Origin of the sequence: Paenibacillus sp. FSL P2-0322 (assembly GCF_037975315.1) — a bacterium.
GTDB lineage: Bacteria > Bacillota > Bacilli > Paenibacillales > Paenibacillaceae > Paenibacillus > Paenibacillus polymyxa_B.
This window is the reverse complement of sequence record NZ_CP150243.1, coordinates 2477177-2501090: the sequence shown is the minus strand read 5'-3', so window position 1 is coordinate 2501090 and position 23914 is coordinate 2477177. Positions and strand designations below refer to the sequence as shown.

The window sequence follows — 23914 nt, the reverse complement described above, 5'->3', positions numbered from 1 at the left end:
AAAAAAGGAGCCTGATCATGTCAGGACTCCTTGATATCTTCATTATATGTTAGCTATACACCAGCTGTGCTAGCTAAGTGTTCTATACTGTTACTTCACTGTTTCATCCTGTACATGTTCTTTACAGAAGTTCTCAACAGCTTGCAGCTCATCATCTTCAAGTTCAAGATCAATGTAACTATTCGTTACTTTTTCAATTAATTCATACTTTAGCAGTCCCGTCTTTTCTTCGTCTACTAAATAAAGACAACGGATATACAGTCCGTTTTCAGTGTATAGCTCGTCGTCCTCCTCTACCTCTACATCAATGATAAATTCATAACGCTGTCCAGTCAAAATACCAAAAGCATCTTTAATCTGATCTACTGTGTACGTTGTAAAATTCAACATGTTTTTATTCCCTCCGGGTTTCCTTCAATTACGGTGCATTCTACGCCCGCAGGCAGTAGTTGTTCAACTTGTGTGCGTACTTCTTGACGTCTCAAATCCTGGCCCATGATGGATATCCAGCCTCGATCATTACGCGAGCGAATTAAACGCCCTATGCCTTGTCTGAGTCTAAGTGCCATGTGAGGCATATCTATCTGAATAAACGGATCTGCTGCATCCTTGCGCAGAGCCGTAAAAACCGGATCATTCGGAGGAAATGGCAGTGACCAGATAATGACGTGCGACAGAGAAGGTCCAGGAATATCCAATCCTTCCCATAATGTAACAGCGCACAACACACTTTCCTCATCATTCTGAAAAGCTGAGATCAGATGGCTGATTTCAGCCGAACCTTCGTACAGAAAACGATAGGCTGATGCCTCCGGGTAAGCAACGAGATCCTTCTTGAATGCAGCCAGTTCCTCCTGTGAAGGAAACAGGATAAGCGCTCTTCCCTGCGATTTCTCCAGCAGTGTCAGCGCTCTCTGGATTGGATCATGCCCCACTTGCAACGGGTACAGTGCAGCTTGCATCTGATCGCTGTAGTCATAAGGTGAAGCAACAGAAAACGTTAGTGGATTTTCAATACCGAGACTCTGTGCCATATAGTCAAAAGAGCTCTCTACGGAAAGCGTAGCTGAAGAGAATACGATTGGTATATGCTGCGCAAATACTCGTTCTTTGAGAATCTCTTTTACCATCTTCGGCATAACCACAAGCGTTAACCCATCCTGATCCTCCATCACCCACGAAATGAGAAGTTCAGGACGCTTAAACAAAGCCAATGCGGTTTGAATCATTTCCAAATGTTCTTCCACAATTTTGACTTGATACTCATCCAAAGAGAATAGCCCGCTTTCAAATACAAGCTCTTCTTCGATCGTGCCGATCAATTCACCAAAGCGGTTTACCTCTCGAATCAGCGACTCATTCAGGATGAACTCCTTGCGATTAGAACCCTGTACAGGCTGACTGTTCTTATCAAGCGCAGCGAACAAAACCTCACTTTGGGAGATCGCATCTTCGATCGTCATTGCCAAAGATTCTCGCACTTCCCCCTCGAGAAGTCGGGTAATAATAGACTCAAACTGAGCGTGCTTAAGCTTGTAGGTAAGTGCATTTTGTGCCGCTGTCTCCAGCAGATGCCCTTCGTCAAAGACGACAGAGCTGTGCTCCGGCAGCAACGGCAGCTGACCCTCGCGCTTTCTCGCTTCGTAGGTCCATACATGCTCCATATAAAAGTCATGAGAGCAAATGACCAGATCTGCCGCTTTGCGGTAATGATCACGAGACAACGTCTGACCGCAACGATGGCGCTGATGGCAAACGAGACAGTCTTGAAATACATCCCATCCGAGTCTGCTCCACTGTCCATCTGTTAGCTCGGGATACTCCTTCCGATTTCCGTAAGGAGTGAAGGACTGTAACGTATCTGGAAAATGAACAAAATCCGGCAGTTCCTGATAAATATCACGGAAAATATCTGCGTCCTCATCCAGTCCGCCTCGCACCTCATCCAGCTTATTCAGGCAAATATACTGATCCGGCGACTTCCCCAATCTGGCATCAATCGTCAGACTCAAATGCCGTGCCAGCTTGGCGATATCCCCTTCCGGCTTTACCAATTGTTCAATTAACGATTCATCCGCACAGGCGATAATCGCCGGTTTTCTCATGTATCGAGCATATGCAATAGCGTACAGCAGGTATACCAGCGTTTTACCAGTGCCCACACCTGCTTCTGCAAAAATGGTCTTTTTTTCCTTATAGGCACGTTCTAGCTGGAATGCCATATAAATTTGTTCATCCCGAACCTCAAAGCCGACTTCAGGCAAAACTTCATAAAATACATCCGCAATCCAGTCACTTGCCTGCTCAATAAACGGCTTGGACGGATCAAAGGCAAAAGGGTAAGTAGTCAATCGGGCTGTGCCTCCAATTCGTTCATAATGTGCATCCTTTCATTATAACGCAAAACAAGCTAAAAAGAACATGAAAACTGTAAGAACAGCTTACATTTTTTATTTCGCCATGAAATTCTATAAATAAAGGACATCAGGGTTCGTTTGTGTGAGTATGCTACGAGGAGGATTTGGCGAAGGATTTGGTGGAGAAAGCTTGGTAAGAGATAGGTTAAGCAAGGGAAGTATTCATAGCATAATGAGAAAACAAAGAAACCAGCTAATGCTTTCAGGCACTGGCTGGTTCCATGTTTACTTTTGCTTCATCAAATCTGGAATTTGTTCAAGAAGCCGTTCTCTCGTGATGGCATCATCAAAATTCCATGAGCTGTCGAGTGTATATACCCGTTTGTTTTGAACCGCGGGAATGGTCTTCCATATTTCACTGTTCATCAGATTATTAGTAACTGCAACTGTTTCTTTACTCTGATCCGACAGAATAAATAGTTCATCCCCGATAAATGCAGGAAGCACCTCGTTAGAAATGGTAGCAAAGCGCTCTTTTTTATCAATCAGGTCTGTTTGTACCTTGGGAGCCGGTTTAAAGCCAAGCACATCATACAAGGACACGGATGCACCCTGATGTCCCATAACATACAGGTTCTTCCCCATAACTAACAACACTGTCGCTGTCTCTCCTGGCTTAATGTCAACATCCAGCTTGGCCTTCATTTGTTTGGCCTTCTCGTCATATAAGGTTTTGAATTGGTCTGCCTCTTTAGTTTTTCCAAGAAGTTTACCTAGCTCCTGCATACGTTCAAAAGTTGCCTGGTCGGAATGAAGAGCCACGGTAGGTGCAATTTTAGCTAACGTATCAATCGCCTTTTCATCCCAATTGTCGTGAAGAATAAGGTCCGGTTTCAGCATCGTCACTTTTTCCAGATTCACTGGGTAGCCTACATCGGTAATATCCTTGGTAAGGTCCGCATACACAATTTGTGACTGAATGACACTCAGACTCGCACCTGCTGGACGTACACCCAAGGCAAGCAAATCCCCCGGATCACTGCCTACATAAACGATCCGCTGTGGATTTACCGGAATCGTTACTTTACGTTTTTGAGAGTCTGTATATTCTCGGGTGGTCGGCGTTGTTGATGCCTCTTCCTTTTGAACCGTGCTGTTTGCAGCCTGTCCTGCTGTAGGGGAAGTTTGGGCAACATTTCCTTGAGAGCTACAAGCTGATAGTACAACGGCTATAATGAGCAGTACTCCCGCCAGTATAGGGAGTTTGGTCGATTTTTTTACATGTAGCATATGGATGTATCCTCCAAGTTATATAGTCTATAGAAAATGATAATCATTATCATTCACTTAATATTACATAATAGACCCATCTTCTGCAACGGAAATTTCCTTAATTCATGATATTAGAAGCTACTGGAGGGAAGGGCAATTGTTGATCATATCGCTGCAATTCTTTTTTATTCACAACAAAGGTGTTGGTACAAAGATCGTGGAGTCCCTGTTTTTTGGCAGTAAAAGCAACCACAATATAAATAATATGAGCAATTACAAAAGAAATGGCTTTAATCCAATAACGTCCTGAGGCATGTAAGAATCCAAGACGATTTCCTTCCTTGTCTACAACAATTAAAGAGAACACCAGCTTACCCGGTGTTGCTCTTACCTTCGATGATTCCCATAACACACAGTACAACCATGGCACTACGAGCCATAAGATCAGCGGCCACAACATAAGCAGTACTTGTATGAAACCCGTCTCCTTTATGCCCAGAATATCTGGGATAATGTAAATTGCGCCCCCTACTAAAAGGACTATGGCAGTAAGGATGATCAGATCAATCACAAACGCTGCCGTTCTTATCCAAAATCCTCCGTATATTCTTTTTGTACAATCACTTGTTGCTGTCATGATATGTATAACTCCTTTTGCAAATGAGATTTAAAATCCAGTTTATTCCTTTACCCAAGAAGATATCATACGGTTCCCCACCTATATTGTCAATTTACGAGTAAATGCTCTTAAACAAGTAAAAGGACCTATTTCCATGCATCAAAATGAAATTTTTCATAGGAGTTAAGAGCTTATATCAATGATTTTTCTCTGATTGGGTACAAAATAAGCTCAGCCACAATCTCTTAACCCCCTATAAGTAGTACTTTGGCATCGAAATAAATCCAGCCTTTTCATGCATAAAAAAACAGCGTATATGTAAATGAAATTACACACACGCTGCTTCACAATTCATTCCGTAAATCTGACAAACGACCGTATGATTAAAATGAGTTCGTTCTTGCACGCTTATACACTATATTTTTTTGCATTCAATACTAAACAAACCTTCTTCTCCGCGCAGCTTTGCCAATGCCTCGACAAAGAAATAATCGCCATAGATAATGGGAACGTTGATGTATTTTTGCTCAGGATAATGTACAGTCCCGTTCATCAGCAATCCCTCATGCTCCTCGCCCCACGCTGTACATGTATGATGCAAGCCCTCGAGGATAGATGCTGCAGCTTCTGTAAAATGCTCTGCACGCGTCGAATATTTTGCCAGCTCCAGCAAACCACTGGCCGCAATTGCCGCCGCCGATGAATCCCATGCCCCGCGGTGCTCTTCTTCTGCTCTAAAATCCCACACAGGCAGGCAAGCATCGCCCAGCTGGGACAGGAAAAAGTCAGCCGTGTTCTCGGCCACCTTCAAATAACGCGAATCGCGCGTGTACCCGTACGAAAGCGTAAAACCATACAAAGCCCAAGCCGTGCCACGTGCCCAGGCAGAACCGGGAGCAAATCCCTGTCCACCATGCTCGGCGACCTTTTTTCCAATCTCCGGATCGAATTCGATCACATGTGCGATAGAGCCATCCGAACGGACAAATTCACGTGCTACGGTATCTGCATGCTGCACAGCGAGAGCGGCAAAACGCGGATCTCCGCTTTCCTCCGAAGCCCAATAAAGCAGGGGTAGATTCATCATACTGTCTATAATCGCAACGCCCCGTGTATCCATGTCCTTCGAGGGGAAGTTCCACGCACGAATAAAACGGCCATTCACGTTAAAACGGGCAGCCAGCAGATTGGCAGCCAATAACCCACGTCTTCTGGACTCAGAATCTCCGTTCAATCGGTGGGCGGCCACGCCGCTGAGCAGCCAAATAAAGCCAAGATCATGGTCTACAGCTTCGCTATTATAGAGTATTTTTTCCAAACGACCCTCGCACCGCTGTGCAATCCCGGCAGCCACACTGTCAGGACGCGCCCGATTGGCTAGCCATAGCAGTCCCGGATAAAAGCCTGCTGTCCACCACGCTTCTTCACGATTATCATAACGTCCACCCTCTGCAACATGTGGAAAAGCGTCCCCCAGTCTTGCCGCCAAGGCAAGCGTTTTATCCAAAGCCAGCTCCCACGATTGCTCCAGCCACGCTTCTGTTTTCGTCATTTCTTTTTCCTCTCCCTTTTTCCACATGTTTAAAAATATATATGGCTACACCAGTTCCATTTATTCAGGTAACCGAATGATAAAGGAAATGCGGTTGCCTTCACATTCCAGACGCGCTCCCTTAAGTAAACCATTCCGACAGGCCACAGAAGCTAATTCTTCCGGCCAGACCACATTCGTTCCTTCCGTCGTCGGGATGACTTCAAGGCTTGCACCTGCGTATTCTACTCGAATGCTTTCCGTTTCTTTCCCAGCTGACATGACATGATGAATAACACTGCGCTCCCGACCGTCGTACGCCATTAGGGGAATAAGTGCCCCTACATTCTGAATATTGCCTTGAAGCTCATACGCCACTTCAATTTTGCCGGGTACCTGACGATAATGCGTTCGGATTTCCCTCACTCCCGGGAATGGGCCTTCCCACAGGAGTGTAAAATCCGTTGCTCCGTCAGACGCTGAGCTTTGTTCCATCTGTACGGTTCCTCCACCATCCTGCGGGTCAATCCCTCCATCCCGGTCGAACTCCAGCGTACCGGGAATGCCTTCCGACAAGCTGTGCCACTTTCCGTCCTCCGTTTGCCAGGCCGGGGTATAGCTCAGCGGGAAAATATCTCCCTCCGCGAAGCCTGTAAAGCCGCGGTCTGCATGACCTGCTGAGGACGGACCGATCAGCGACGGCAGCGCAGACTGCTGAATACGCACGATGCCCGGAATATTGTACGGGTCGTTGACCGATGTTTGCACAAGCATTTGCTGCCCGTCTACGGCTGCAATGACAGTCTGGAACCAGCCATCCGTTGCCAACACCCGGCTGCCGATCTCCGCCGGGATGAAGGTTGGAGGAATGTGATCCATCTCCTCCCCATGTAGAAGGGTGTGGGCCAGTACAGCCGCCGTCCACAGACTGTAGCAGGTATGATTCGAGTACACCTCGAAGCCATGTCGTGCCTCGGACGAATAATGGTTGCGGACGATATGCAGCTTGCCGTCATCCGTCTGCCAGCGGCTAATCGCTTGCCAGCATAGATCTGCTGCCCGTCGGAACGCACCTGCGAGCCCATGCTCTCCTGCTGTAAAAGCCCGCTGTGCATGTGTTGTAAAGACAAAGGCCGCCGCCGCTTCGTTCCACTGATGCTGGGCGCTTCTTCCACGCGGCGGAATTTCCCCGTGCGGGGATAGCGCCAGTAATGTGCTGAGCGCCCCCCTGCGAAGGTGGTCACGCAGTTCGAGTGCGCAGCTGCCATCATATCCGTTCTCCAGCATCACGCCCAGATGAAAACGTGTAACGATATCGTAGGCAAATGGGCTATTGGGCCGATCCAACGGACCATCCTGATACAGGCCCAACCCGGTAAAACGAGGCAAATGGTAGCTGCGGATATACGTCTCCATCCATTCCGAATCGGCTGCAATTCCTTCCGTTGCACGCAAAAACTCGCCGGAAATCATAATCGCATTCCAGTTGATCATCCGGTTCGGATTTTTCATTTTGCTCATCGTAAAAATGTAGGTCTGCTCCGGCTGAATTCTGCTCAGTTGCTGCTTCCATGCCATGGCTTGTTCTGGCAGCAGATTTTTAAGGAGCCGATACGCTCCCATCATCATAATTGGAAAAAAGTCTGGGTGGTGATCTGGCGCTTTTTCCTCCACTACACAAGCTATGCTATGCGTCAAGGCCGCAGCAGCAGATTCCAGTAAATCATGCCGACCTTCTTTGACCAACACCGCCGCAGCCAACGCATAGGAGGGGGTGGAGTAGTACCGTTCACTTTCAGAATGGGGGTCAATGATAGCTCCGGTTTCGTCCTGATGCAGGGCATATGCACGAACCAGCTTTTCCAGCACAGCCAGCTTATGTTGGTGAGTCCATCCGTCATTCACTCGATTTGGCGCGCTTTCCACCTGTTCTATAAATCTCTCCAGCTCCGTCTGCCAAGGGTACACGCTGCCTGTCTGCAGCTTATTCATCCTGTCTGCCTCCCATTCAAAATGAAAATTAATGTATGGTAAAAAACAGATTGCAATCTACGCTTGCAGAACCGTTCCATTGATTGGAGTCCAGTTGCAGCGATGTTTTATAAAACACAAAAGGAATTCCGTCATGATCTATGTGCTTCACAGCCTCCAACCCCGCCCGCAGCACGCTGGCATCATAATCTAACCTGACCCCTGCGTTCGCTCCCTTCCATTCCACGAAGCCTGCTCCCAGATTAGGCTGAATACGACTGATCAAAAGCTCCTCCACATCCCGTGACTTCATGCTCACGCCAGACGTTTCAAACTCAAAATGATCTGTGACGGTAAGCCTTGCCCCCTCGTTTCCCTCCAGCACATTCCATGTAAAGGAGCGGGTGAAGACTGCCAATTCTTCTACAGGATAAGCAGATGTCAAATCAAGCTTAAGCCTTGTGCCCGTCTGTACCTCCTCCTGCTCATCCAAAGCAATATCCAGCACAGCCGCCTTTGCCTGTGCGCCCGATTGCTGCATAGTCCCATTGATGACAGGCACGGAATGACCGCCGGAGGAGATATTAATAATCGACTCTCGTCCCGATGAAAAATAGGCTTTCGTGTACAAGCCTGCTCCCAGATCGCACAATATATTTTCGCCACCGCCATGAAGGATGAAATGTCCAAGATCGTTATGATTGTGCGGTTCATTGTTATGCCCAGCCTTCGCTGAAAATGCAAGCATGACACCTGGTTCACCCTTTTGGCTTTCGGGTCCACTATGGCTGGAACTGCAGCTGTGGCACATCAGCCAACCGAGTTGCGGCAAATAATTGGTAACGGTCTCACCGCTCCCGAATGCCAGAGGATTCGTCCAGACCAAGTTGCGCAATACATGAGCCCAGCGGCGACAGGGGTCTTCCAACAGACCAGGTACGCGGAAAGGGAGTGTAGATGGTCCTCCTTGCAAAGAATTCAAATGAGAAATGAGTCCGGAAGGCAATCGTTCCGTTTCACTACTGTCCGAATAATTAGCGAAAATACCATCCGACAGATGAACCCGCTCTGCAAAGGCTGCGATTTGCCTAACCTTTTCCGAGTTCAGAATATCCACAGCTCCCTCGGTAAACTCACGCAGCATATCGGCAAAATAAGTGAAATAACCAAAGCCGTATACCCAGTAACCTACGCCTTCGGGACATCCCCCATCCTCTCTGTAGCCTGCCAAAAAACAATCCAGCGCGCCCAGCATACTCTCGATGGCTACCGCTCTGGAAAAGTCGTCTTCTACCAGCAGCAATGCTGCAATTCCGCAACCGGAAGCACATACTGCCGACCAATTATGATCTGCGGTTTCCCATCCAAAATGACGAGGCTTCCAAAAAACGGGTTGCAGCACACGACGTTCAATCTCTTCGTGCACCTGAGCGACCACATGGCTAGCCAGTTGTTCTCCTAGCAGCAATAAAATTTCAACCAGCGTTTGTGCTGTTTCGGACGCGAATAAATCCACCTGCTGCCAAGGCGGTGTTACTGTGTCCTCTTCATTGACATGTGCAGGAAGCGCCCATGTGTACTCGCTACATATGTCCAGCAGACCGCTTTCCACCTCTTTCATCTTTCGAGGCTCCGGCTTGACAACAGCTTCAAGCACTATAGCAACCAGTCGTCCACGCCGTTCAAAGTACACATCCTCATACGGCTTGCGCTCTCCTGTATTAGTAAATTCCCGAAACAGAGACAACGGCAGTTCAGGCCATGATGTTTCCCGATTATCTTTACAGACACGCACAATATCCATCCAAAGTTCGGCGTATATCGGCTCAGAGACAGTCGTCCGCAGCCTTTTTGTCCAATTACTCCTTAACCGTTGCCTTGCTGAATCCTGCATGCCGCCAGCCAGCGCCTTAACGAGCCGCGAAGCAGGCCAAGCCTCCCTCAGAAGACTCATTTGCATTTCCTCCCCATGAGAAGCATTTGTTTCACCTTCTTTTTTGTTAACGCTTTCATTGTATCTAACAATCATCCTAAATTCAAAGGGGTAGTAAAACAATTGAGAAAAAGTAAAAGAACCTCCATGCCCCGTTGCTGTGGTCATGGAAGTTCTTGTTTTACACTATTGCCAATCCCCGTCCAGATTCGCTTTGATCATTTTTTCTAAACTGTGGGTTTCTCTTGTTTCCACTTTCTAATCCCGTCATCTTCCAGAATACCCAATGCTGCATCTGAGATATTAGGATCACGTAGCAAAGCGTCCTCGACTCTAAATTTAATATCGTCAGCATCTGCCAGCGTCATGCCCGGTGTAAGCTCAATCAACCCTTCCACGTGATAGTAGCGTCCCTCCTGTAAAATACGCATTTGATAAATATCCGTTACATGTGTATCTGCTAGAATAATGGAAGCCACACGTTCTTCGATATCAGGAGGAGCAGATACACCAATCAAGCCTACCATGTTGTCGTAACCGACCCGGAAAGCAACACCGACCATCAGACAACCGATGAGTATACTCGAAATTCCGTCCAGCAGTTTAAAATCTGTCAGCGATGTGACCACCACTGCTAGCAGAGCAAGTACTCCACCCGTTGTTGCTACCAAATCTTCATAAAACACCAGCCGGGTTGGCGGTGCAGCACGCCCCACATGGCGGAACGCAGTGGTGAAAATGCTTAGCCCCTTCGCTTCTACTCTGGATTCATGCAGCACTTCTTTCATCGCTTTGCTCCATACAAATCCGTCCACCACTAGTGACAAAATCAGCACTACTACATTAATCCAAAATCCATGTGTAGATTCAGCCGGATGCTGCAGCAAATGAATGCCTTCCAATGCGGTTTCATAGGCCATAATCGTTACAACAATAACGGCAACCATACAAAACAGGTTAATCACTCGTCCAAAGCCGGTAGGAAAGCGTTTTGTCGGTTTTTTCTCTGCCAGTACACTGCCCGCGAATACAAACATTTGATTCACTGCATCCGCAATGGAATGCATCATCGTAGCAAACATAGAGCCGCTGCCTGTCAAGGCAAAAGCAATCCCCTTAATCAGAGCAATGCCGGTATTACCTAACGCCGCCGAGCCCGAGGATTTGTTTCCTTTTTTGACCATACTCCAAAAGGAGTCCTCTCTCTGTTTCACTTCCATCTTGTAGCTCCTCCTGAGGTATACATAATCTGATATATCCACATTATGTAATCGTTTGTTATGTATATTTTTAACCCGTCCATATTCTACCTAACCATCTGAGGAGAATCAATACAAACGATAATATTTTCCATGGAAAAGGAATGCCCCATGTCCCCCTACGACATGAAGCATTCCCGTTACAACCTTCTATCAGACATACCCTCAGGTTAACAACACAGATAATCTCCATGCGCTGACGATCGACATAAGTGCCTGTTTACCAGCTTGATTTCGTAATTCCTGGAATTTGGCCTTTATGTGCCAACTCGCGGAACGCGATACGAGACAGCTTGAATTTGCGCAAGTATCCTCTAGGTCTGCCTGTCAGCTCGCAACGGCTTTTCAGGCGGGTTGGAGATGAGTCACGCGGAAGCTTTTGCAAAGCTTCGTAGTCCCCTTTTGCTTTCAATTCACGTCTCAGGTCCGCATATTTAGCTACAATATCCTGGCGTTTCTTCTCTTTTACGACTTTTGACTTCTTGGCCATGTAAAGCTCCTCCTTGTGATATATGCCAATCATGAAGGTTCACCATCACTACCGCGAGATTGATGAACACGGATATGGACATGATTTTATACCTTAAATAGTAATCATTACGATTACTTTTTAATATAACGCTGCTCCAGGTGTGTTGTCAACCCAAGCGGTTTGAATCACGACATTAAAAAGCCGTTGAAACAGCAGCCCCCTTCACTCTTGTGAACGGTCTGCCGTTTCAACGGCTTTAAAATTTGCTGACTGACTTTGTTCATTCAGCCAAATGGCAAGCTACCCAGTGATCTGGACGAGCCTCACGATAGAGTGGAATCTCTTTGGAGCAACGGTCGATTGCAAAGGGGCAGCGAGTATGGAACTTGCAGCCCGAAGGCGGATTAACCGGACTTGGAATATCCCCCTTGAGCAAAATACGTTCTCTCTTCAGCTTCGGCACCGGAATAGGTACAGCCGACAGCAACGCCTTCGTATACGGATGCAACGGATTCCCGAATAGCTCGTCACGCGATGCCGTTTCGACCATGGAGCCTAAATACATCACGCCAATACGGGAACACAAATGTTCCACCACGCTCAAATCATGCGAGATGAACAAATATGTCAGACCCCGTTCGGCCTGCAATTTGGCGAATAGGTTAATAATCTGCGCCTGTATGGACACATCCAGCGCTGATACCGGCTCATCAGCGATAATTAAATCCGGCTGAAGCGCCAGCGCTCGGGCAATGCCGATCCGTTGGCGTTGACCTCCCGAAAATTCATGGGGAAAACGGTCGATATGATACTCTGACAATCCACATAGCTTGAGCACGTCCAGCACAATCTGCCGGACCTCCTCCTTCGTTGCTATACCGTGATCCAGTAGCGCCTCACCAATGGCATCACCAATCCGTACACGCGGATTCAGCGAGCTATATGGGTCTTGAAAGATCAGCTGAATTTTGGGACGAAGTTCCTGCATCCCTTTGGCTGACAAGCTGTGTAGATCCACCCCTTTGTATTTTACGGTACCGTCCGTTTTATCCGTCAATCTAACAATCGTGCGGCCCACCGTGCTTTTACCGCTCCCCGATTCCCCTACCAATCCGAAGGTTTCACCCTGACGGATCGTAAAGCTGATATCGTCTACCGCCCGCACATGTCCTGAAGTACGGTTCATAAATCCGGACTTCACCGGAAAGTACGTTTTTAAGCGGTCTATTTCCAACAACGGCTCAGCCATGAACAACCGCCTCCTCATATAACCAGCAGGATGCTTTCTGCTGAGCTGAAACTTCTTTTAATGTAGGCTCCTTTACACGACAAATGTCCATGCACTGCCCACAGCGGTCATGAAAATAACAGGAAGTCGTCAGCTCCAGCGGATTAGGGACCTGCCCGGGAATGGAATACAGTTCCTCTTGGCGCTGATTAAGCACCGGTTTGGATTTTAGTAACCCTTGTGTATAAGGATGCTTGGGATGATTAAACAGCTGTACCACTTCGCCTTCCTCGACGATCTTGCCTGCATACATCACAATGACGTAATCAGCCATTTCGGCGACAACACCCAGATCATGGGTGATTAGCATGAGCGACATATTGGATTGGGCTTTAAATTCACGCAGCATATCCAGGATTTGCGCCTGAATCGTTACATCCAACGCCGTGGTTGGCTCATCCGCGATAAGCAGCTTGGGACCACAAGAAATAGCAATCGCAATCATAATTCGCTGCAGCATCCCCCCGCTCAGCTCATGCGGATAACTTTTTAAAATCTGCTCCGGCCGGGATATACCGACCTGTTCGATCAGCTCCAGTGCTCGCTTACGAGCTTCCTTACGGCCCATTTTCAAATGCTCAATCAGTGGTTCGCATAGCTGTTCACCAATGGTCATGACCGGATTCAATGAAGACATCGGCTCCTGAAAGATCATGGATATTTCATGTCCGCGAATCGTGCGCATCTCATTTCTGCTAAGCTCTAGCAGATCGGTTTCCTCAAAGCGGATGCTTCCGCCTGCCACTTTACCACCGGGACTCTGGATCAGACCCATGATGGACATCGCGGTAATACTTTTGCCGCATCCCGATTCACCGACAATGCATACCGTTTCCCCTGGCTTCACACGGAAGCTGATATCATCCACCGCTTTAACCGTTCCTTCTTCTGTATAAAAATGAGTGCTTAAATGTTCAATAGAAAGTAAATTGTCCATGGTGTATGATCACCTACCTCTTATGTTTCGGGTCAAGTACATCCCTCAGCCCGTCACCAAAAATATTAATAGCGATGACTGTAGCAAAAATAGACAGTCCTGGCGGTATCCACAACCACGGACGTTGCTGAAAATCCAGCACATTGTTAGCGGCATCAATCATGTTGCCCCAAGTCGGTGTTGTGGGCAGCACGCCAAGGCCAAAGAAGCTGAGCACAGATTCACTCAGGATGGCTCCGCCAATATTCAATGTAGCGATAACGATCAACAACGGTAAAATATTCGGCAGCAGATGCTTGAACAGCTTTCGACGATTCGAGAGTCCCAGTACCGTCGCGGCTTGCATAAATTCACGTTCCCGCAAACTAAGCATCTGGCCCCTCACCATCCGTGCAATCCCCGGCCAGTTGACCAGACTAAGCATCAGCATGACAATATACATCCGTTGATCGGGTGGAACCTTCCAGTCAGATAGCAGCGCGCCCATAATAAATAGCAGGGGCAAACTGGGAATCGTCAGCAGCAAATCAGCAACGCGCATAATAATCTGATCCGCAATTCCGCGAAAATATGCGGATATGACCCCCAGCGTAGCCCCCAAAAAGACTGACAATACCATTGAAGCCAAACCCACGGTAAGAGAAATTTGACCTGCTTGCATCACACGTGTCAACACATCCCGCCCCAGCTTGTCTGTTCCTAACCAGTGATGGATATTTGGCGCCTTGTTCATCATTAATATATTTGTTTTATTATCGGAATAAGGAGAAAATAGCGGACCGATAAAACAGAGCAAAAACATAAATACCACGACAAGCAGACCAGCCATAGCAAGCTTGTTTCTGAACAGCTGCCGGAGCGCTTGCTGCCACATTGAAGATTTAACAGTTGTTCGCAGTCTGCCGTTGCTCTTGCTCAAATTACTGCTCACGGATGACATTCCTTAGCCCCCTTCTTACACTTTCACACGCGGGTCCGCGATGCGATACAAAATATCGGACAACAGTGTTCCGATAACGCTCAATATGGCAATTAGCATCGTAAAGCCCATAAGTAGTGGATAATCCCGGAGCGAAAAGGATTGCATGTACAACTGACCGATTCCTGGCCAATTAAAAATCTTTTCAATAATCAGGGACCCGCCAAACAGCGCAGGTAATTCGAAGCCAACGAGCGTAATGGCAGGCAGCAATGCATTTCTCAATGCGTGCGTAAAAAGTACCTTTCTTTCCTTTAAGCCCTTTGCACGGGCTGTGCGTATATAATCCTGCTGGATCACGTCGATCATATTGCTACGGAAGTAGCGGGTCAACGACCCCAGTCCCAACAGCGTCATAACGATCACTGGCAAGGTCATATGCTGGAGAACCTCCTTCACATACTCCATACCTGTAGCGTTACTCCCCGTATTAAGCATGCCACCGGGTGGCAACCACTTCAGGTCAACCGCTGCGATTTTAATCAGATACAACCCGATAAAAAATGAGGGCACAGACATGGCAGCGAAAATCACCACCATTACCAGAGTATCAAACCATGAATACTGCTTATAAGCAGCAACCACACCGATAATGACTGCGATAAACCAGGTCAGGAAGGTCGATACAACGGCCAGCAAAAACGAGTTCCAGATATACTCATTAAATAAGGTCAGCACCGGCTTTTGCTGGGCAAGCGAAAAACCAAAATTTCCATGCAGCGCATTGCCCAGCCAATTTCCATAGCGTTCAAGAATAGGCTTATTCAGGCCGTAAATTTCTCTCAGTTCCGCCTTTCTCTCTGGCGACAGCTTCAGATTGCCGCTAATGAAATCTCCCGGTGTCATGGCATACAGGAAAAAAATCATCATCGAAGCGGCCAACAAAATAATAACCATATACGTCAGTCTTTTCGTTAAAAACGAGCTCATGACAGACTCCTTTCAATTCAAGGTCAGGCTACTCATTACGTTTCCCCTATTTGGGAGGCCCCTTGATCCGAACCTGATGTTCTTCACAAGGGGCCCGCAAATGTGGCTTATTTAAGGGACCATTCGAACAGATTACCAGACAAGCCAATGAACGGACTGACCTTTACATGTTCCATCCGACCATTGTAGGCATACACCGTCTTCTTATAGTTGGTAAAAATTACGGGCAGTTCATCGTTTAGCAGCACATATAATTCTTGATATATTTTCTTGCGTTCTTCCATATTCGTCGTAGACAAGCCTTTTTCATATAGCTCTTTTACCTTTGGATTGTTATATCCCTTGACTTCTCCATTGACGAATTGCTCGATTCCATCTGATGGATCTGTCAGCATGCCTGTCGAAAAGGCGGCAAGATCATAATCCTTACCTTCTACTTTGGCGACCATTGCATTAAAGTCTGCAAAGATTTCCGGCTGTAGGTCAACGCCAATCGCTTTGTAATTTTCAGCCGCAAGCGCAATAAAGGTATCTGTTTCTGGACGTTTAGAGGTCAGCAGATGAATGGTCAGCTTCTGACCGTTTTTCTCACGGATGCCATCACTACCTTCTGCCCAGCCCGCTTCATCCAGCAGCTTTTTCGCTTGCTCTGGGTCGTAGTTATATGGATTGATTCCATCGGTCGTGTAAGACCAGAATATTGGGGAAGCTGGAATGTTTGCGACCGCCCCTGCTCCCTGAGCTGCGTCGACATAAATGCTTTTCCGATCCAGTCCATAGGTCAATGCTTGACGAACCTTTTTATCCTTAAGCTTTTCATTTTCAAGATTTACTTGCAAATATCCGTAAGTGCTAGGGGTATACGGCAAAATGTTTAAAAAGCCAAGCCCTTTTAGTTTGTCTATATTTTCCTGAGTTGCGGTGAATTGAGCAAAATCGGTATCGCCTGTTTCTATGAATTGCCAAGCGTCGCCTTCTGCTGTTTTGTAAATGAAATGCTGTGTTTTCGGTTTGCCTTTGAAAAAGTGATCATTCGCCTCCAGACGAACTTCTTGCCCTGGAATGAACTTTTCCAACTTATAAGCCCCATTTCCCAGAGGGCTACTATGTAAATTTTTAAAATAATCCAGCTGTCCGAACTTGTAATCCTTGCCGTAGTAGGCTTTGGACAGTACATAGTCACCCAGAATCGGCAGAGCCAGCGCGTTTGGTTTTTCCAACGTCGCAGAAATGGTCTGCGCATCAATCACCTTGATTCCTTCAATTTGTTTTGCCTTGCCTTCCGTATAGTCTTTGCCGCCTTTAATGTTCAGCTTTCGGATTTGGCTGTCACCAGGATAGGCTTTGTCATAGATCAACGTCCAGGTAAAAGCGACATCCTCTGCTGTCAAAGGAGAGCCATCACTGAATTTTGTACCGGGAACCAGATGAAACGTGTACGTTAGATTATCCTTAGAAATATCCCAGCTCTTAGCCAGATTTGGCAGCGGAAGCCCCTTCTCGTCTACCGTGACCAGCGGAGTCCACAACTGCGAAATCACGTTGCCATCATAGCCGCTTTGGTTAAAATACGGAGTAAACACCCCGGCTGGGTCAGTCAGACCAACAATAATCGTGTCGCTTCTCTTTTTGGACACTTCCGGCAATTTGGATAAATCTGAAGCTTGTACCAGACTTGTTAATGGCTGCGCTGTAGCGGCTGTCTGTGCGACATCACTATTTTGCGAAGTAGCATCATTAGCGCTATCTGATCCACCACTAGAGCAAGCTGCTAATAAGGTAGAACTTGCCAGAAGTAGACTGCTGAGTAGAATAATTCCCTTTTTCAAAATAATCCCCCCGAGTTAATTTAGTAAATTCCGATCGAACAAGTTGTAATTAATAAGATAAATCTCATTATAGGAATCTATTCCGGTTCTGTAAAGAGAGAACTCCATTTTTTATGTAAAAAAATAGACGTCAACTCATCTGGATTCCAAATGATCGACGTCTTTTTGTTTAAAGTGTTAAAGTCTAACTGGTGCGTACAGCCTAATTTCGCTCCATATAGCCAAGAATGCTTCGATGCATTTCATCCACAGCCGAAAGCCGTGCGCTATATCCGAGTAATGTTTCGCCATCAAAATGTGCATGGATGAAGCCAGAGGCCCGGAGCTTGAAAATATGATCGTGCGTGATTCCCTTGGACAGCTTGAGATGACGGACAATCTCAATAAAGGTTCGTGGGGACTGGCTTTGGTACAAATATTTTAAAATCTTTAGCCTGCTCTTCTCCCCCAAACTTCGGATCATTCGATATTCCTGTGGGGATAAAAAATCGTCCTCCTGAACATAAATCCCTGCCGAATAATGGCACAACAGGAGCGACCCAAATCGATAAATGATATTAATCGGCTGAAAATGGTATTGAGGCACCAGCAACACCCGTGTCAGCCCTTCGGAAGGCTCGAACCGGAAGCCATTAGTGGTACGATCCACCCACTCCATAGAGCTATGTAAGCCCTTCTCCTTATTTCTCCGTTCAGCTTCCTGTTCCAGACCGCTTAGAATACTTGTATCCACATGGCGGAAATACTCCTCGTCCCAGCCAGATAGCAGTTGCAAAGCAAGTTTGCGAAGCTTCTCCATGTCGTCAGGCAGCGAGACCCCATAGGCTGATGCCTGTTCATTTAATTCCTGTACAGTCCGGTTCTCCAGACGGTCTACGACCTCTTCAACGTTCCCCTGATCAGAAAGCATACAGACGAGTCCATAAATAACCTTCCAATCTGCATTGATTTCCATGGACTCCAGCAATTTAGACAAACCTGGAGACAGCGTTCTACGCACTTGCTCCGCCCACCCGGCTGATAAATCGGTCTTCTTGTAAGCCTTGCGGCAAATAAAGGTGTGTAAGCTGCTGAGCAGCTCAAACACCGGTCCATATGCTACATGTACATCGTAAGGAGCATTCACGTCGTGACTCATCGCTTTCTGTCCTCTTTTCTTTCATGTCTGATGTCCATTATACATACTATCGTACACCCGTTCATTCTTAGTGATCCATTCATACGAGAATTTAGCAAAGCACAGATACAAATATGAAGGAAACAAGCATCATAATCAAGACGAAAAAAAAGCCTGATCTCATCAGACTCTAACTGTTCAGCTATGAATTAAAAAAGGTTGTCTCCCACAAATATCGCAGGAGACAACCTTTGGACAAATAATATGATGCTTAAAGTTTGTTAGCTGCTACTTTCCACTCTAATATTCCTGTGGATGCTGAACCTTTGGATACCATTTCAATTCTTAATTTCGTTATTTTTACAGGCGTAAAAGTGGTCGTATTATACTGGTCTGCCGAAGTACCCAATCCATTAGCCTGCTTGACATTGGACCAGCTACGACCATTCCAATACTTAATCTTGTAAGATTTAGGAACATCAACGCCAGCGCCATCTTTGAACCAATATACATCGGTTTGGGATATCGTATATTCTTGATCAAAATCATATTGGACCCATTGTGTACCCGTCTCAGGCCAGTTACCATACACAGCATGACTTCTATCGTTGGAATTGGCAGGTTCAAATCCATCGTTTAGCGCGCTTACATTTTCCCAAGATGAAGTATAAGAGCTGCTAGCCGTTGCCGCAGGTGCTATGTTCACGATTTCATCAGGATCTGTTTCAATTGGGCCATCGTCGTCTTTAGTCGTGGTTGGAAAACGAGCCGTATCTTTTTTGATTTGACTCCAGGTATAACGCAGCATCCAAACATCCCAGTCGGTGATATGATCGGAATTGCCGGCCCACATAATGGTGTTCGTTGGGAATCCACCTGGTGGACGCTCATGTTCTTCATAAAAATCGTTTAATCCAAATCCGTGACCAATTTCATGTTCAGTAATCTCAATCTCATCAGCGTTCACCGTACTCAGAACGTATTCATCGTTCATACGCTGTCCCCAGTCGCCGCCGGCCCCCCCGCCAAAATTTTCTGTGGCCCAGAGGTACATATCAAAGCGTTTATCCAATCCACCTGGATACGAATAGTTCGGGTCCGAAAAATGCTCAAATCGGGATATTTCATTAGGCGCAACTGGAAGCGCAGCAGGAATTTCCGGTTTTTCAGAAGCTAGTGTATCTGTAATGGTATCCGTATAAATGACCTCGTCAGGCTGCTTGTTCAGGAGCAGTGAAGGATCGGCAACAGCCCAGCCTACCACTTTTACTTTAATATTCTTATAGGGCCAACCGTCATATCCTTGAAGATGATCTGTCCAATGGTTCATCTGCCGATCTATCATTTTAGCAATATCCTGGCGTTGCTTCAGTGTGACGGGCTTAGAGGATTGCCAGCGTATAACATAATTAAGAGTCCCTTTTCCCGCAAAAATTTGATCAAAAATCGTATTTTTACGAACCGTCGAGCCTTCAGTCAACATCCTATTCTTCCAAACCCATTCCACTGAGGATTTGAGATAAGCTGGCATATCAGCTAACGTCGAATCACCCGTTGCCGCAACCACAGAATCCCCGTTTAGATGAGAATCCGCTGATACAAAACTAGCGTTTCCCATCAGTAATGAACTAGCAATGACTACTGAAAAAGAAGCCATCATCATTCCTTTTCTGTTCAACATGTATGTACCTCCATATCCATTTGTATTATTGCAATAGTTTTCTTGAAATAACTATCTCTATCACCTCTCTTTTCGTGTTTGCGAACTAATCTAGGAGATTAAGATTACACTATCAAATCTCCTTGTCGTTTTTTGTAAATAATCACAAATCATATTATCACTGGATTATTGCATCGTCAATATTTTCCTTAATGATTTAAATTAGTCATTTTAATCGTATCTTGGAACATATACTTGATCTTTGCATGCACAAAACTGGTATTTTATAAAATGAAAAAACCGTTTATTCACTAAATCAATTCCACCATAGAATTTGATTTTGGAACAAACGGCTCTATTTATAAGCTTTTTTCACACTACTCTAGCATTTTTTAGCGGTTAGGAAAACGAGAGGTATCCTTCTTAACCTGGCTCCAGGTATAACGCAACATCCAGGTATCCCACTCTGTTATTTTGGGGGAATTTCCGGCCCACATAATAGTTGGCACAGGAAACCCACCGGGTGGACGCTCATGTTCTTCATAGAAGTCAGGCAAGCCGAATCCATGCCCCATCTCGTGCTCTGTAATCTGGATTTCATCCGAATTCAAGGTGTTCAGGATATAATCATCAGGCATACGTTGCCCCCAATCCCCGCCGGCTCCGCCTTGAAAATTGGACGTTCCCCATAAGTACATATCAAACCGCTTGTCCAGGCCACCTGGGTAAGAATAGTTAGGGTCCATAAAATGTTCAAATCTCGATAGTGCGTTAGGAGCAACCGGAAGTTTAGCTGGAATATTCGGGTCTGTTTTACTTAAGTCATCCGTAATGGTATCCGTGTAAACGATTTCATTAGATTGTTTGTTAAGAATCTGTGATGGATTCGCAACGGCCCAGCCTACTATTTTTACTGTAATATTGTTATAAGGCCAGCCATCATACCCTTTCAACTGCTTATTCCAATTATTGATTTGGCGACTCAGCATGGAAGCCATATCTTTACGCTGCTGAAGAGTGATATTTTTAGAGGATTGCCAACGCACTACATAATTTAGCGTTCCTTTTCCCGCATAGATTTGATCAAAAATCAAATTTTTACGGTTGGTGGAGCCTTCTTTGACCATTCTATTCTTCCAAACCCATTCTACCGATGGCTTAAATTTAGCAGGTATATCAGCAGCAGCCAAATTAATATTTGTCGACTCTATATCGGAAGTGCTTTCCAAATCTGAGGCTGCTGAACCAACGTTAGCCCCGCCAACCAGTAAAGAAGCAGCCACTACTAATGAAAAAGAAGCCATGATCATTCCATTTTTCTTCGGCATTTATTTAACCTCCATACCTTTTATTTTTACGAGACATCTAAAAGGACAACGCCTACTCTCTTATTACACCCACTCTCGATTTTGAATAAAATTACAATTTTATACTATCATTGGAATGATATAGCGTCAAACAAAAATATCCCCTCTACAAGGAGGGGATAAGTATCCATAGACTAGGCTCGCACTCCTACTCTATGGATATCAATGCCGATTCTGCCAGTGAAGCCAGTAGCTTCGCTGTTCCGGGCAACGCGCGTTCGTCCAGATCAAAGGCAGGATGATGCCATTCCTGGCTTCCCGCAGTGCCGACAAAGACAAATACACCGGGGATGTTCTTCTGATAAAACCCAAAATCCTCGCTCGCCGAGGATGGTATGGGACGAACTACGTCCAGACCGACCGCTTCTGCCGCCTCCTCCGCGATGACGGCCAACTTACCGTCGTTCAGCACAGGCGGCGGACCCTCGATCCAGCGGATGGATGCTTTCGTGCCGAAAGCATCCGCAACGCCTTTTACGACCTGCTCGAAGCGCTCAGTCACCTGGGCGCGAACATTTTCGTCAAATGTGCGAATTGTTCCGTCCAAATGGGCGCGGTCAGGAATGATGTTCCAGGCGTTGCCACTGTGCAGCTTCGTGACGCTAATGACCGCGCTATCCAGCGGATTAACGCTCCGACTCACAATGGATTGCAGCGCCGTAATGATATGTGACGATACCACGATGGGGTCAATCCCTGCATGCGGCACTGCCGCATGTGTGCTCAGACCCTCCACCTCGATGTAAAAACCATCCGCCGCTGCCATTAGCGGACCTTCTTTGATGCCGACCGTGCCTACGGGCAGGTCCGGCTTGTTATGTAGGCCAAATATGGCCTGCACCCCTGCCAACGCACCGCTGTCCAGCACTTGGGCAGCGCCTTTGGCCTTTTCCTCAGCTGGCTGGAACACCAGCCGAACCGTGCCTTTCAGCTCCTGCTCCCGCTGCTTCAACAATACGGCTGCTCCTAACAGGGATGCGGTATGAAAATCATGCCCACAGGCATGCATCTTGCCGGGATGCACCGAAGCATAAGGCAATCCCGTCTCTTCCTGAATAGGCAACGCATCAATGTCTGCACGAAGCGCGACAGTTGGTCCCTCCTGCTGTCCGCCGATTTCCGCTACTAATCCGGTACGCAGCGGCACATCCAGAATGGTTATGTTCTGTTCTTCCAGCAGACGGCGGATAAAGGCGGTAGTTTCAACCTCCTCGTTAGATAACTCGGGATTTCGATGCAGATGGCGGCGAATGTCCACCAGCTTCTGCTCCAAAACCTGCTCCTTCATCCCGGTTGATCCACTCATCCCTATTCCTCCTTCGTGAACCCAAAATAGTTACAATTCTCTCAGACCAACAACATCTAGGACTGCACAGGCAACCCGGCAAAAGCTTCATGCAATAACTCGAACGAGCGCACGCGCTTGTGTATATCCCTTATTCCTGTCGTAACAATTAGCTCATCGGCCTGATACTTCGCTTGAATTTCCGTCAACACAGCATAGATTTCGTCTTTATTCCCTTTGTTAATTTGCGCTTGTGTAGCTTCAATTGTATATTCTTCACCTGATTGCTTGCCGAACTCTTCTGCACTTTCCAGCGTGCCCACCGTAGCCGTCTTGCCACTGGCCAGATGAATTTTGTACAACTTGTGCTCCCCTGCTAACTCCGCAGCTTTCTCGGAAGTGTCCGCTACGATGACTGAAAGCGCAAAAAGAGCTTTCGGCTCACGTCCATAACTATAATCGAAAGACTCCCGATACGTACGGAATGATTCCACTGCAATCTGCTCATTACTATTGATAAATTGCGAGAAAACGTAGGGCAACCCCAAACGCGCAGCAATTCCAGCACTGTCTGTACTTGTACCCAAAACGTAAATATCCGCTGGTGTTTCTGGAATCGGATTCGCCTGTAACCCGGCTAACGGTCCTTCTTCAAACGGAATATTATGAATATAGCGACTTACTTCATCAATTTTTTCTTCGAGAGAAGGCGCGTCATGAACGTTTCGTTGTAACGCCTGTGTGGATTTCGGCAACCCGCCCGGCGCGCGTCCAATTCCCAAATCTACGCGACCCGGTGCAAGAGAGGACAGCACATTAAAGTTTTCAGCTACTTTATAAGGGCTGTAATGCTGAAGCATCACTCCACCAGAACCGACTTTAATACGTTCAGTGCGTGCCAGCAAATGGGAAATGAGTACCTCTGGCGAAGAGCCCGCAACCTGCTCGGAATCGTGATGCTCTGATACCCAGAAGCGCGTAAACCCCAATTCCTCTACACGCTGTGCTAGCTTAATCGTATTACGAAGGGCCTGCGCTGCCGTTTCCCCCTCGTGTATAGGGCTTTGATCCAACACTCCGATTTTAATACTCATGTCTCCCTCTCCCG

The 23914-nt window shown here is 46.7% G+C and carries 19 protein-coding genes; all 19 read right to left on the bottom strand.

What is annotated here, in order from left to right; genetic code table 11:
* Nucleotides 1-90 precede the first annotated feature (90 nt).
* Nucleotides 91-390, bottom strand: a complete 300-nt coding sequence (locus MKY24_RS11250) for a DUF6509 family protein (RefSeq protein ID WP_023988376.1) — start codon at nt 388-390, stop codon at nt 91-93.
* Nucleotides 384-2351 carry an ATP-dependent DNA helicase gene (locus tag MKY24_RS11245; RefSeq protein ID WP_339201974.1) on the bottom strand — a complete coding sequence of 656 codons (1968 nt, stop codon included), beginning with the start codon at nt 2349-2351 and terminating at the stop codon, nt 384-386. Before MKY24_RS11245 ends, MKY24_RS11250 begins: the two co-directional genes overlap by 7 nt.
* 291 nt (nt 2352-2642) lie before the next feature.
* Nucleotides 2643-3647 carry an ABC transporter substrate-binding protein gene (locus MKY24_RS11240; protein ID WP_023988374.1) on the bottom strand — a complete coding sequence of 335 codons (1005 nt, stop codon included), beginning with the start codon at nt 3645-3647 and terminating at the stop codon, nt 2643-2645.
* Nucleotides 3648-3747: 100 nt separating this feature from the next.
* Nucleotides 3748-4266, bottom strand: coding sequence for an RDD family protein (locus MKY24_RS11235; RefSeq protein ID WP_028542365.1), 519 nt, complete (start codon nt 4264-4266; stop codon nt 3748-3750).
* 397 nt (nt 4267-4663) lie between these two features.
* Entirely contained in the window at nt 4664-5800 is a 1137-nt protein-coding gene (locus tag MKY24_RS11230; protein ID WP_339202306.1) for a glycosyl hydrolase, read from the bottom strand.
* A 60-nt stretch (nt 5801-5860) separates the two neighbouring features.
* Nucleotides 5861-7771, bottom strand: a complete 1911-nt coding sequence (locus MKY24_RS11225) for a glycosyl hydrolase (RefSeq protein WP_068940770.1) — start codon at nt 7769-7771, stop codon at nt 5861-5863.
* Nucleotides 7772-7799: 28 nt separating this feature from the next.
* Entirely contained in the window at nt 7800-9704 is a 1905-nt protein-coding gene (locus MKY24_RS11220; RefSeq protein WP_339201972.1) for a heparinase II/III family protein, read from the bottom strand.
* Nucleotides 9705-9910: 206 nt separating this feature from the next.
* Nucleotides 9911-10903 carry a cation diffusion facilitator family transporter gene (locus MKY24_RS11215; RefSeq protein ID WP_023988369.1) on the bottom strand — a complete coding sequence of 331 codons (993 nt, stop codon included), beginning with the start codon at nt 10901-10903 and terminating at the stop codon, nt 9911-9913.
* Nucleotides 10904-11162: 259 nt separating this feature from the next.
* Nucleotides 11163-11432, bottom strand: coding sequence for a 30S ribosomal protein S14 (rpsN, locus tag MKY24_RS11210; RefSeq protein ID WP_023988368.1), 270 nt, complete (start codon nt 11430-11432; stop codon nt 11163-11165).
* Nucleotides 11433-11694: 262 nt separating this feature from the next.
* Entirely contained in the window at nt 11695-12663 is a 969-nt protein-coding gene (locus tag MKY24_RS11205) for an ABC transporter ATP-binding protein (protein WP_053325319.1), read from the bottom strand.
* Nucleotides 12656-13639, bottom strand: a complete 984-nt coding sequence (locus MKY24_RS11200; RefSeq protein ID WP_339201971.1) for an ABC transporter ATP-binding protein — start codon at nt 13637-13639, stop codon at nt 12656-12658. Before MKY24_RS11200 ends, MKY24_RS11205 begins: the two co-directional genes overlap by 8 nt.
* 13 nt (nt 13640-13652) lie before the next feature.
* On the bottom strand, nt 13653-14579 hold the full coding sequence (gene opp4C / locus MKY24_RS11195; RefSeq protein ID WP_069079650.1) for an oligopeptide ABC transporter permease: 927 nt from the start codon (nt 14577-14579) through the stop codon (nt 13653-13655).
* A gap of 15 nt (nt 14580-14594) precedes the next feature.
* The gene (locus MKY24_RS11190) at nt 14595-15548 is read right to left on the bottom strand and encodes an ABC transporter permease (protein ID WP_339201968.1); all 954 of its coding nucleotides are present in this window, start codon (nt 15546-15548) and stop codon (nt 14595-14597) included.
* A 107-nt stretch (nt 15549-15655) separates the two neighbouring features.
* Nucleotides 15656-17377 carry an ABC transporter substrate-binding protein gene (locus MKY24_RS11185; protein ID WP_028542372.1) on the bottom strand — a complete coding sequence of 574 codons (1722 nt, stop codon included), beginning with the start codon at nt 17375-17377 and terminating at the stop codon, nt 15656-15658.
* A gap of 202 nt (nt 17378-17579) precedes the next feature.
* Complete coding sequence (locus MKY24_RS11180) at nt 17580-18515, bottom strand: ArsR family transcriptional regulator (RefSeq protein ID WP_339201967.1); 936 nt, start codon at nt 18513-18515, stop codon at nt 17580-17582.
* Nucleotides 18516-18765: 250 nt separating this feature from the next.
* Nucleotides 18766-20175, bottom strand: a complete 1410-nt coding sequence (locus MKY24_RS11175; RefSeq protein WP_339201965.1) for a discoidin domain-containing protein — start codon at nt 20173-20175, stop codon at nt 18766-18768.
* 371 nt (nt 20176-20546) lie between these two features.
* Nucleotides 20547-21482, bottom strand: coding sequence for a dockerin (locus MKY24_RS11170; RefSeq protein WP_068940757.1), 936 nt, complete (start codon nt 21480-21482; stop codon nt 20547-20549).
* 187 nt (nt 21483-21669) lie between these two features.
* Complete coding sequence (locus tag MKY24_RS11165) at nt 21670-22827, bottom strand: amidohydrolase (protein WP_338533517.1); 1158 nt, start codon at nt 22825-22827, stop codon at nt 21670-21672.
* Nucleotides 22828-22883: 56 nt separating this feature from the next.
* Nucleotides 22884-23900, bottom strand: coding sequence for an LLM class flavin-dependent oxidoreductase (locus MKY24_RS11160; RefSeq protein ID WP_339201963.1), 1017 nt, complete (start codon nt 23898-23900; stop codon nt 22884-22886).
* Nucleotides 23901-23914 lie beyond the last annotated feature (14 nt).

Excerpts from the sequence above, each read along its gene's own strand:
- MKY24_RS11240 (WP_023988374.1), bottom strand. The coding sequence starts at position 3,647 with ATGCTACATGTAAAAAAATCGACCAAACTCCCTATACTGGCGGGAGTA.
- MKY24_RS11170 (WP_068940757.1), bottom strand. The coding sequence starts at position 21,482 with ATGCCGAAGAAAAATGGAATGATCATGGCTTCTTTTTCATTAGTAGTG.
- MKY24_RS11220 (WP_339201972.1), bottom strand. The coding sequence starts at position 9,704 with ATGAGTCTTCTGAGGGAGGCTTGGCCTGCTTCGCGGCTCGTTAAGGCG.
- MKY24_RS11180 (WP_339201967.1), bottom strand. The coding sequence starts at position 18,515 with ATGAGTCACGACGTGAATGCTCCTTACGATGTACATGTAGCATATGGA.
- rpsN (WP_023988368.1), bottom strand. The coding sequence starts at position 11,432 with ATGGCCAAGAAGTCAAAAGTCGTAAAAGAGAAGAAACGCCAGGATATT.
- MKY24_RS11225 (WP_068940770.1), bottom strand. The coding sequence starts at position 7,771 with ATGAATAAGCTGCAGACAGGCAGCGTGTACCCTTGGCAGACGGAGCTG.
- opp4C (WP_069079650.1), bottom strand. The coding sequence starts at position 14,579 with ATGTCATCCGTGAGCAGTAATTTGAGCAAGAGCAACGGCAGACTGCGA.
- MKY24_RS11160 (WP_339201963.1), bottom strand. The coding sequence starts at position 23,900 with ATGAGTATTAAAATCGGAGTGTTGGATCAAAGCCCTATACACGAGGGG.
- MKY24_RS11250 (WP_023988376.1), bottom strand. The coding sequence starts at position 390 with ATGTTGAATTTTACAACGTACACAGTAGATCAGATTAAAGATGCTTTT.
- MKY24_RS11230 (WP_339202306.1), bottom strand. The coding sequence starts at position 5,800 with ATGACGAAAACAGAAGCGTGGCTGGAGCAATCGTGGGAGCTGGCTTTG.
- MKY24_RS11205 (WP_053325319.1), bottom strand. The coding sequence starts at position 12,663 with ATGGCTGAGCCGTTGTTGGAAATAGACCGCTTAAAAACGTACTTTCCG.
- MKY24_RS11235 (WP_028542365.1), bottom strand. The coding sequence starts at position 4,266 with ATGACAGCAACAAGTGATTGTACAAAAAGAATATACGGAGGATTTTGG.
- MKY24_RS11190 (WP_339201968.1), bottom strand. The coding sequence starts at position 15,548 with ATGAGCTCGTTTTTAACGAAAAGACTGACGTATATGGTTATTATTTTG.
- MKY24_RS11200 (WP_339201971.1), bottom strand. The coding sequence starts at position 13,639 with ATGGACAATTTACTTTCTATTGAACATTTAAGCACTCATTTTTATACA.
- MKY24_RS11215 (WP_023988369.1), bottom strand. The coding sequence starts at position 10,903 with ATGGAAGTGAAACAGAGAGAGGACTCCTTTTGGAGTATGGTCAAAAAA.
- MKY24_RS11165 (WP_338533517.1), bottom strand. The coding sequence starts at position 22,827 with ATGAGTGGATCAACCGGGATGAAGGAGCAGGTTTTGGAGCAGAAGCTG.
- MKY24_RS11175 (WP_339201965.1), bottom strand. The coding sequence starts at position 20,175 with ATGTTGAACAGAAAAGGAATGATGATGGCTTCTTTTTCAGTAGTCATT.